The organism is Actinokineospora sp. (genome assembly GCF_050699995.1).
Taxonomy (GTDB): domain Bacteria; phylum Actinomycetota; class Actinomycetes; order Mycobacteriales; family Pseudonocardiaceae; genus Actinokineospora.
In genome coordinates, this window is sequence record NZ_JBOHGC010000488.1 from 1 (window position 1) to 9195 (window position 9195).

At 68.5% G+C, this 9195-nt stretch carries 8 protein-coding genes, 1 tRNA gene, 1 pseudogene and 1 riboswitch; of the genes and pseudogenes, 6 read left to right on the forward strand and 4 right to left on the reverse strand.

The features are described 5' to 3' along the window. The first annotated feature begins 275 nt into the window (after positions 1-275). Entirely contained in the window at positions 276-1037 is a 762-nt protein-coding gene (locus ACRDSQ_RS24325) for a S1 family peptidase (protein ID WP_431424286.1), read from the forward strand. A gap of 4 nt (positions 1038-1041) precedes the next feature. Next, positions 1042-1320 (forward strand): RNA-binding S4 domain-containing protein, encoded by a 279-nt coding sequence (locus ACRDSQ_RS24330; RefSeq protein WP_431424287.1) that lies wholly within the window; start codon positions 1042-1044, stop codon positions 1318-1320. Here the strand turns inward: ACRDSQ_RS24330 and ACRDSQ_RS24335 are convergent. After that, a complete protein-coding gene (locus ACRDSQ_RS24335; RefSeq protein WP_431424289.1) occupies positions 1317-2534 on the reverse strand; it encodes a L,D-transpeptidase in 1218 nt (405 codons plus the stop codon). The genes ACRDSQ_RS24330 and ACRDSQ_RS24335 overlap by 4 nt on opposite strands. 172 nt (positions 2535-2706) lie before the next feature. Here ACRDSQ_RS24335 and ACRDSQ_RS24340 point away from each other — a divergent pair. Further along, positions 2707-2779: transfer RNA gene (locus ACRDSQ_RS24340), tRNA-Lys, on the forward strand. 194 nt (positions 2780-2973) lie between these two features. On the opposite strand, the pseudogene ACRDSQ_RS24345 reads toward ACRDSQ_RS24340, so the two are convergent. Then, a pseudogene (locus ACRDSQ_RS24345) lies at positions 2974-3519 on the reverse strand (site-specific integrase); the annotation flags it as partial. Between the two features lie 252 nt (positions 3520-3771). Further along, positions 3772-4569, reverse strand: coding sequence for a hypothetical protein (locus tag ACRDSQ_RS24350; RefSeq protein ID WP_431424291.1), 798 nt, complete (start codon positions 4567-4569; stop codon positions 3772-3774). A gap of 412 nt (positions 4570-4981) precedes the next feature. On the opposite strand from ACRDSQ_RS24350, the gene ACRDSQ_RS24355 reads away from it, so the two are divergent. Next, entirely contained in the window at positions 4982-5431 is a 450-nt protein-coding gene (locus ACRDSQ_RS24355; RefSeq protein WP_431424293.1) for a heavy metal-responsive transcriptional regulator, read from the forward strand. On the opposite strand, the gene ACRDSQ_RS24360 is transcribed toward ACRDSQ_RS24355, so the two are convergent. Beyond that, the gene (locus tag ACRDSQ_RS24360; protein WP_431424294.1) at positions 5397-6644 is read right to left on the reverse strand and encodes an MFS transporter; all 1248 of its coding nucleotides are present in this window, start codon (positions 6642-6644) and stop codon (positions 5397-5399) included. The genes ACRDSQ_RS24355 and ACRDSQ_RS24360 overlap by 35 nt on opposite strands. A gap of 265 nt (positions 6645-6909) precedes the next feature. Between ACRDSQ_RS24360 and ACRDSQ_RS24365 the strand changes: the two genes are divergently transcribed. Beyond that, on the forward strand, positions 6910-7755 hold the full coding sequence (locus ACRDSQ_RS24365) for a F510_1955 family glycosylhydrolase (protein ID WP_431424295.1): 846 nt from the start codon (positions 6910-6912) through the stop codon (positions 7753-7755). A 149-nt stretch (positions 7756-7904) separates the two neighbouring features. Then, a complete protein-coding gene (locus ACRDSQ_RS24370; protein WP_431424297.1) occupies positions 7905-8300 on the forward strand; it encodes a gamma-glutamyltransferase in 396 nt (131 codons plus the stop codon). 187 nt (positions 8301-8487) lie between these two features. Beyond that, a riboswitch (cobalamin riboswitch) is annotated at positions 8488-8682 on the forward strand. Positions 8683-9195: the final 513 nt, after the last annotated feature.

Consider the following 9195-nt stretch of genomic DNA (forward strand, 5'->3'; position numbering starts at 1 on the left):
GCGGCTTGGGGGCCGCCGCGCCGGTGGTTACCTTGCGCAAGACTGCTCCCAGGTCGGTGTGGCGCGGATCGCCACATTCACGTTGCCAGCCGGTAATACCACGCCTGAAGTGCGACGGAAGGCCGAACCACCGACAAACTTCCCTACAAGTGGTAACCGGGAAATCGCTGTTGGTAACTGGTGAATGCCCGTTGTGGGTGTTCAACAGGGTCGGGTTGTATCTAGTTTCTCCTTGTTGCCGGGTCGAGGGACCGGCACGAAAGGAGAAGCACCTCATGAAGGTTCGTTCCCTGCTGGTCGGACTGATGGCCGCCGCCGCGACGGTGGCCGGGTCCGGCGCCGCGGCCTCCGCTGACGACGTCAGCCCGATGATCGTGGGTGGCGGCAACGCCACCCAGACCTACAGCTTCATGGTTTCCCTGCAGTCCACCAGCGGCGGCCACTTCTGCGGCGGCTCGCTGATCAAGGCCAACTGGGTCGTCACCGCGGCCCACTGCGTCTCGGGCAAATCGCCCAGCAGCGTCCAGGCGCGTATCGGGACGACCAACCGCACCAGCGGCGGCAGCGTCGCCCGGGCGTCGCGCATCATCATCCACCCGAGCTACCGGGGCCCGTACGACATCGCCCTGGTCCAGCTCAGCACCAGCGTCAGCCAGGCGCCGGTGACCATCGCCGGCGCGTCGGGTGCCGTCGGCACCCGCACCCGCATCATCGGTTGGGGCCAGACCTGCCCGATCCGGGGAGCCTGCGGCGCCCCGGTGACCCTGCAGCAGCTCGACACGTCGATCGTGGCGGACAACGAGTGCAGCGGGATCAGCGGCTCCATCGAGATCTGCACCGACAACCCCAACAACAACGCGGGCGCCTGCTACGGCGACTCGGGTGGTCCGCAGATCAAGGCCGTGAACGGCGTGTGGCAGCTCATCGGCGCCACCAGCCGCTCCGGTGGCGGATCGCAGTGCGCGGTGGCCCCGTCGATCTACACCGACGTCCCCGCGTTCCGCAACTGGATCCAGCAGTACACCGGAGCCCTGTAGTCCGGTGACCGACAGCGCCCCCACCTCCCGGGTGGGGGCGCTGTCGCGTCCGCGCGATGATTACCGGATGCGCGACATCGAGATCAAGGACGACATGATCAGGCTCGGCCAGTTGCTCAAGCTGGCGGGCGTGGCCGAGGACGGCGCACACGCCAAGGAACTGCTCGACGCCGACGAGGTGGCGGTGAACGGCGAACCCGAGATCCGCCGGGGCAGGCAGGTCCACCCCGGCGACATCGTCACCGTCGGCCCCGACGAGATCCGAGTGACGAGCCGCCGTTAGCGCTTGCCGCCCTTTTTCCAGGTCTCCCAAGGGATCTGCCACACGCTCAGGCCGTCCCAGGCCTCCAGCACCTGCCCGCCCGTGTTCTGCACGGTGATCACGTCACCGTTGTTGGAGATGCTCTGCAGCCAGGTGGCGTTCTCAGTGGACATGTTGATGCAGCCGTGGCTCACGTTGCGCACGCCCTGATCCCGCACGGACCACGGCGCCGAGTGGTAGAAGATGCCGCTGTTCGACATCCGGCTGGCCACCGCGACCTTCGTCCGGTACCCCGCCGAGGAGTCGACCGGGACGCCGTAGGTCGAGGAGTCCATCGTGTAGTTGGTGTGCTCGCTCATGACCACGTAGGTGCCGACAGGCGTCTCGTGCGCCTTCTTGCCCATCGAAATCGGGATCGTGCGCGCCACGGTCCCGTTGACCGTCACCGTCATCTGGTGGGTGGCGCCGTCAGCCAGCGCGACGACCGAGTCGCCGATCGTCACGGTCGCCTTGCGGTCCTCACGGCCGAAGACGCCGTTGCCCAGGTGCTTGCCGTAGACGGCCGCGTCGACGGTGACCGTGGCGCCCGCCTTCCAGTAGTCCCTCGGGCGCCAGTGGACTTCCTTCTCGCCGAACCAGTAGAAGGCGCCCTCGGTGGTGGGTGAGGCGGTGATCGTGATCGCCTTCTCCGCGGCGGCCTTGTCGGCGATGTTGGTGTCGAAGTAGAACGCGAACGGCTGCCCCACGCCCACCTTCTGCCCGTCGAGCGGGTTCATCGACAGCGACGTCTGCCGCTTCGCCTTGGCCGTGGTGAACGTCGACGCGGACGTGACCGTGGCGCCCGCGGGGTCCTTGCCGGTGGCGGTGACCGTGTACGTCTTGCCGTAGCCCAGCTTCTCCGCCGCGGCCCACGACTTCCCGTCGGCCGCGATCGCCCCGGCGACCTGCTTTCCGTCCTGCCCCTTCATGAGCACCTCGGTGACCGTCCCACCGGTCGCGGCCACGGTGACCGGCTCGCCGGGAGCCACATCCACCGCCTTGTCCGCCGGGGTCAACGCCAACGCGACCGGCCCCGAAGGCGTCGCGGAAGCCCCCGATGTGATCGTCGCCTCATTGGACGGCCCGTCAGTCTGCGCGGCGGGCGCGGCCACCGTGCACCCCACCACAAACGCCGCGGCGACTACCGCCACGACGACCCGCACACCGCGTAGCGGCGCACGTCCTCCCCTGGTCATACCGACCTTCCATCCTGCTCACAAACGGGCCCCGACCTGTGGGTCACAGTGTGCCCGACCCGAGAGGCTCTCCGGTCCAACTCTGACCAAGCTGAGACCTACCCCCCGATTTCTTCCAGACAGACACCCTGTGCTAACTTTTCTCCCGTCAGAGCGGGAGAACATCCCGCGAGCGTCGCTAGCTCAACTGGCAGAGCAGCTGGCTCTTAACCAGCGGGTTCGGGGTTCGAGTCCCTGGCGGCGCACTCCCAATGCCCAGGTCAATTTCCACTTTGACCTGGGCATTTGGTGTTCCCAAGAGATCTTCGTCGACACGCTCTGATTCGGTGTTGATCTGTTGTGTGCCCGAGGTGTGCCCGAGAGTTTCGGACGCTGATCGCGGAATGAGCCGGGCGGCTGCTTCGGCCGCCTCACGGGCCATCTCGGGCAGGACGCTGGTGTAGGTGTCCGCCGTGAAGTAGTAGGACGAGTGCCCCATCATTTCCTGCACCAGCTTCATGTCCGCGCCGCCTGCGAGGGTGATGGTCGCGGCGAAGTGGCGTAGGTCGTGTAGCCGGATCGGGGGCAGGCCGATCTCGTCGGCGACGTCGTGGAAGTGGTCGGTCACGAAGGCGGGGTGCAGCGCCGCACCGTTCTCGGCGGTGAACACCAGGCCGGTGTCTGGCCACGCGGGTCCAAGCGCGAGACGTTCGGTGACCTGCTGGCGGCGGTGGTGGCGCAGGACGTCCACGGTGCCGGCGTCCAGGGCCAGTTGGCGGTTGCCCGCCTCGGACTTGGGTGTGTCCTGTTCGGTGGCCCAGCCGAGTTGGACGATCTGCCAGGCGATCGTGAGGCTGGCGTTGTCCAGGTCGACCTCGGTCCAGTGCACCGCGCAGGACTCGCCGCGGCGCAGGCCGCGGTGAGCGATCAAGTGGTACAGCGCGTAGAGGCGGTCGTCGACGGCGTGGTCAAGGAAGCGGCCGGCTTGTTCGGGTGTCCAGACCATGACCGGCGACGGGATTTCGCCGGTCTCGCGCCACCGTTGCACCCGCTCAGCGGTCCACACGAGCGGCTTGGGTCGTTTCCCGGCGGGGAGTTCGACGTACTTGGCCGGGTTGTAGGTGATCTTCGCGGGCGGGCGGCAGGCGGCGTTGAGCGCCGCGCGCAGCGTTTCCCGGATGCGTTGCTGCGAGGAGGGGCCGACCACCCGCCTGCCCTTGACCCTGGCGCGTAGCTCCGGGTCGCCGGAGTCTCGGGCCTAGCGGATGAGGTCGTTGTATTCCTCGATCGCGTCGAACATCTCCTGGATGTGGGCGACGGTGAGCCGGTCGAGCCGGTGATGGCCCAGGTGCGGCTTGAGGTAGAGGCGGATGTGCGATTCGTAGCTGCGCCGCGTGTTCTTCTTGATCTTGCGTTTGGTGGGCAGCCACTCATCGAGCCACTGCCCGACGGTGGATCGGTCGAGCGGGGAATATCCGGTCTGCAGGTGAGTGCGGACCTGATCGGCGGTGGGCAGCGGCGCACCCTGCTTGATCGTTTGCTGGACGAGGGAGCCGAACAAGCGGGCGGTGTCGGTGCCGAGGCTGCCTTTGGGGACGCGGACGAGACAGATTCCTCCGGTGTCGAGCAGCCGTCCGAGGTCCACGGAGTCCGCCTGCGCGCAGAGGGTGTCGCGGACGAAGGTGCGCAGCAGGAACGCGCGGAGTTTGTTCATCAGGGGTGCGATGGCGCGGGCGGGTTCGGATAGGGCGTGATACCACTCCCAGAACCCTGCGAGCACCGGGTCGTCGAGTCCTGTGGTGAGTTCGGTGCGTCGGGTGGAGTTGGTAAGCAGGTCGGGGATGTCGGCCAGGGTCGCGGCTTGCGCGGTGTTGGTGTTGGCGCGCAGGGTGAGGCAGGCGGCGCGGAGGATGTCGTCGGTTCTGGGGCCCCAGTAGTCGGTGTAGATGCGGCGGAAGATGCCGACGAGGTTGTCGGTGACGGTGTGCGGGTCGGGGCCTGCGAGCACGTTGAGCGCGGGCTTGGCGGTGGGGTTGTCGGGGTCGAATAGCACCACCCGGCTGACTCCGCAGGCGTGTCAGCGCGCACGACTGAGCTCATCGGCGTCCTCTCCCTCGTGCCTGGCCGTGATCACGGTCGGCAGGATGGCCATGTGCCCTGCCTGCCGTCCGGCCGGTGCCGTGTGCGGGTGATCAGGTTGGTGGCGGGCGCCGGCCTGCTTGGGAGGGTGTTCGGGACCCACTGGGCGGGGCGCTGCCGCCGTGCGGCCCGAGAACATTTCCGGCCGCCCAGGTGGCCGCGAACACGATGGTGAGCATCACGCAGTAGGCGGACAGCTTGCCGGCGGCGTTCATCGCTTCGCTCCATCGCAGGACTCGCTCAATGTCTCTCCTCGCCAGGTCCCGTCGCCGCGTCGATTCGCCCCTAGCGTGAACCTTCCAGTACGATGGAAGGTCAAGGGAGGTGTGATGAAGATCGGCGAACTGGCCGCCCACAGCGGCGCCACGACGAAGACGATCCGCTTCTACGAGCAGACTGGCGTGCTTCCCGAGCCTGCGCGCACATCCGCCGGCTACCGGGACTACGGGCCGGAGTTCATCGACCGGCTGCAGTTCGTCCGCCGCGCGCAGGCGGCCGGACTGTCCCTGCGGGAAGTCCGCCAGGTCCTGGTCATCCACGACGGCGGTGAAGCCCCGTGCGGCCATGTCCGGCACGTCCTCGGCGAGCGACTGGACCAGGTGCGCGCCCAGATCGCGGAATTGGTAACCCTGGAAACCCACCTGGAGGCGTTGCTCGCGCATGCCGAGCAGGGCGGGCCAACCGACCACGACCAGACGGCGATCTGCTGGATCCTGGAGGGCGACCCCGGCGGGGCCGCCGAGGTCAGCGTCGGCGCTTCGGCTGAGCAGGTCGGGTGAGCGGGCGGGCGCGCAGGCCGAGCAAGGCCGCGGCTACCAGCAGGACCCCGCCTGCGAGGTACACCACGCGGACTCCGGCGAGGTCGGCGACGAGCCCGCCGAGCAGCAGCGAGGTGAGTCGCCCCGCCTGCCAGAGCATGTCGTAGACGGCGAAAACCCGACCACGGACCGGTTCGGGCACCACGGTTTGCAGCAGGCTGGTGAAGGTGACCGCGCCGGTCGACGTGCCGACGCCGTAGGCAGCCAATGCGGTCGCTGCCATGGCGAGATTGCCCACAGCGGCCAGCACGAGATCCACGACTCCGCGCAGGGCGAACGGGCCGAACACGAACACTGGTCGGCGAGTGTCGATGCGCCGAGATGCCGCCGCGAGCAGCAATGGCCCGGTGGCAGCGCCCACCCCGATCGCCGCCAGCAACACGCCAAAACCCTGCGGACCGCCGTGCAGGTGCTCGCCGACCAGCACGACAAGCAGGGCGCTGGTCGCCCCGGCCGACAGCGCCGCCAAAGCCTGGCCCGCGGCGAGCATGCGCAGCAGCCGGTCACCGGCGACGGTGCGAACCCCGGCCGCGGCCTCCCGCCAGCGGCTACCCGGGGCAGGTAGCTGCGGCTCGGTCGTGTCCGGTGCGGCGCGCAGCCGGGCCAGCAGGGCTGCCGAGACGAGGAAGCTGGCCGCGTTGATCCAGAACGCCGCGGCGAACCCCGTGAGCGCGACCAGGACCCCGGCCAGCGGCGCGAGCACGACCTGCGACAGCACCGCCGCACTCCACAGCGCGCTGTTGGCCGCGACCAGCCGCTCACCGGGCACCAGACGCGGCACCAGCACCGCAGCGGCCGGGTTGAAGAACACGCCACCGGCCGCCAGGGCGAACGCGATCACGTAGACAGTGCCGACCTGTCCGCTCAGCGCGGGCAGTAGCCCGGCCAACGCCGCGCGGAACAGATCGGCGGAGATCATCACCGGCAGCGGGCCCAACCGGTCGACCACGATCCCGGCCAGCGGCGCCAACAGCAACACCGGCACGATCTCGGCGACCACGGCGAGGCTGACACCCAGCCCGGACCCGGTCAGCCGCAACACCAGCAACGGCAACGCGACCATGGCGAACACATCACCCCACCGGGACAGCGTCTGCGCCGCCCACAGCCGCACGAAACCCGGCCCCGACCACCACCGGGGCGGCGTTGACGGTGCCGCGGCACTACCTCCCACGGTCGTGGCCTCCTCACTACCGTCGCCGACCCGGCGACGGTAGAACCTGCCCCTACGGGGAAGGTCAAACCCGCCCGACGGCGCAGCAGGCCCTGCTCACCACACCGACCACCCGACCTGCGCCGTGGGGCAGGCAGGCCGCGCAGACTTCATCCCGGCGTAGCGGCACCGAAGCCGGGGCCGGTGGCCCCCCGACGGGCGGTCAGGCTGGAGAGGGCCAGACGATCTACAGCAACATCCGGACCTGACCGGCAGAATGAGACGCATGCGAACCAGCCGCTTCCTGGTCGCGCTCGCCGCCGGCCTGCTCACCGCGTGCGGCCAGACCGGGTCACCACCGGCGCAGCAGCGGCCAGACGCCGACCGCGGCCTTGCCCACGTCCACGGCCTCGGCGTCGACCCGGCGGACGGCACCCTCTACGCGGCAAGCCACCACGGCCTCTTCCGCCTTCCGGCCACTGGCAAGCCCGAACGCGTCGCAGGCAACCGCCAGGACACCATGGGCTTCACGATCGTCGGCCCACACCACTTCCTAGGCAGCGGCCACCCCGCTCCCGGTGACGCCGGACCACCACACCTGGGCCTTATCGAGAGCACCGACGCCGGCCGGCAGTGGCGCACCCTCTCCCTGGCAGGCAAAGCCGACTTCCACTCCCTGGAAGCCAAACACAACCTCGTCTACGGCTACGACAGCCTGACCCGCCAGCTCATGGTCAGCACCGACAAACAGTCCTGGGACCGGCGCGCCCGCCTCGGGCTGGCCGACTTCGCCGTCTCCCCCACCGATCCCAATGTCCTACTCGCCACCACCCAGCAGGGCCTGGCCCGCAGCACCGACGGCGGTCGCACCTTCACCCCCGTCCCCGACTCGCCGATCCTCCTGCTCGTCGACTGGCCCAACGCCACCACGCTCGTCGGCGCCGACCCGGACGGCGCGCTGTACGCGAGCCCGGACGGCGGCGCCACCTGGTCCAAGAAAGGCGCCGTGCCGGGCGGTCCGGTCGCACTCACCGCGATCGGACCAACCGATATCCATGTCGCCACCGACGCCGCCATCCACACCTCCCACGACGCCGGGGCCACCTTCCCCGTTCGCCGGCAGCTGAGTTGACCACCCACCGCACAAGTACTGGTCGTGCCGATCGTTACGGCCGGTAAACCGGGGTCCGTCCATTTTTCGGTGTAACTAGCGCGTCCAATCCGGCGGGTCCATCGGCGCCTGTTACGCAACGTGCTGTTGGCCGCGAGCGGGGAGAGCAAGTGGCCGTGGGTGGGGGCGGCCTATCTGGCGGCAAGCGGCCGCGAAGCTCCACGAGCCCGACGATCGTGCTGGTCGCGATCGGTTCGCCGGGCGGATCGACGATCATCACCACCGTGCTGCAGATCCTCGTCGACCGACTCGACCTGGGCGCCACGCTCCCCGAGGCGGTGGCCGCGCCGCGGGCGACCCAGCGCAACACCGCGGCCACCCTGGCCGAGGCCGCCTTCCTCAGCAGCCCGTACGCGGCGGCACTGGCGGGGCGTGGACACACGCTGAGCCAGACCGCCAAGATCGGCGCCGCCACGGGCATCGAGTTCCGGCCCGACGGCACCCTCATCGCGGTCGCCGAACCGACTCGCCGCGGCGGCGGCTCGGCAGGCGTGGTGCACGGCTGACGGCCTGGTGGGCGGCTGTGGATGAGTCAGCGGCTTCCCGGTCACGAGCCAACGTTGTTTCAAAACCACCGCACATAGGTGGCAAGTGCGGTGGTTTTGAGACAAACGAGTGACGGGTAGCCCTGAGTCAACTGGGATCGACGCGATGAGATCTCGTCCGCTGTGTGAAGCAGCAGACCGAGATCTGGTCACTGTGCCGGTGATCTGCCATGATGACGCCGTTCAGGCGATGGTGACGAGGAAGCTGGTGAGAATCCGGCACGGTGCCGCCACTGTGATCGGGGAGCGACTCCCAGGACTGGCCACTGCCCGCAGGGTGGGAAGGCCAGGGCGAACCGTTGATCCGACGAGTCAGGAGACTCACCCATCGCCTCCTCACCACCCGGGGTGAGGTTCCCCCCGTTTCCCGGACACTCCGGGTGTGGGGTCAGTCGGCTTGATCAGGCGGGGTGTACATGCCGTCGAAGGTGACTGGACCGCGCATTTCGATGCTCGAATGCCGCCGGTATGGATTGTACCAGCATTCGGCCCATTCGAAAATGCTTGAGCCAGTTCGTCGCGCGTGTTTCCCTGGACTTCTCGTGGATCTCCTTGATCTGTTTTGTCAGCAATTCGTTCTCCTGATCGCGATGCGACGCCGGGCGGCCCAGCCAGTCGTAATACCCCGACGTTGACACGCCAAGCACCCGGCAGCCCACCGCGAGCGGGATAGCGTCGTCAGCAAGCTCATGGACCAGCGGGTAGATTATTTTGGGAGGACGTTCTCCGGGGCGAACAACGCTGCCGCGCGCTTGAGGATCTCGTGTTCGATCTCCAATTGCCGAACTCGTTTACGAAGCTCGGCGAGTTCTTTCTTCTCCGCCGGTGCCAGGCCCGGTTTAGCGCCATTCTCGAC

What these genes read in the sequence shown, in the direction of transcription:
- ACRDSQ_RS24355 (WP_431424293.1), top strand. Translation starts at nt 4,982, where the DNA reads ATGAAGATCGGCGAACTGGCCGCCCACAGCGGCGCCACGACGAAGACG.
- ACRDSQ_RS24365 (WP_431424295.1), top strand. Translation starts at nt 6,910, where the DNA reads ATGCGAACCAGCCGCTTCCTGGTCGCGCTCGCCGCCGGCCTGCTCACC.
- ACRDSQ_RS24335 (WP_431424289.1), bottom strand. Translation starts at nt 2,534, where the DNA reads ATGACCAGGGGAGGACGTGCGCCGCTACGCGGTGTGCGGGTCGTCGTG.
- ACRDSQ_RS24325 (WP_431424286.1), top strand. Translation starts at nt 276, where the DNA reads ATGAAGGTTCGTTCCCTGCTGGTCGGACTGATGGCCGCCGCCGCGACG.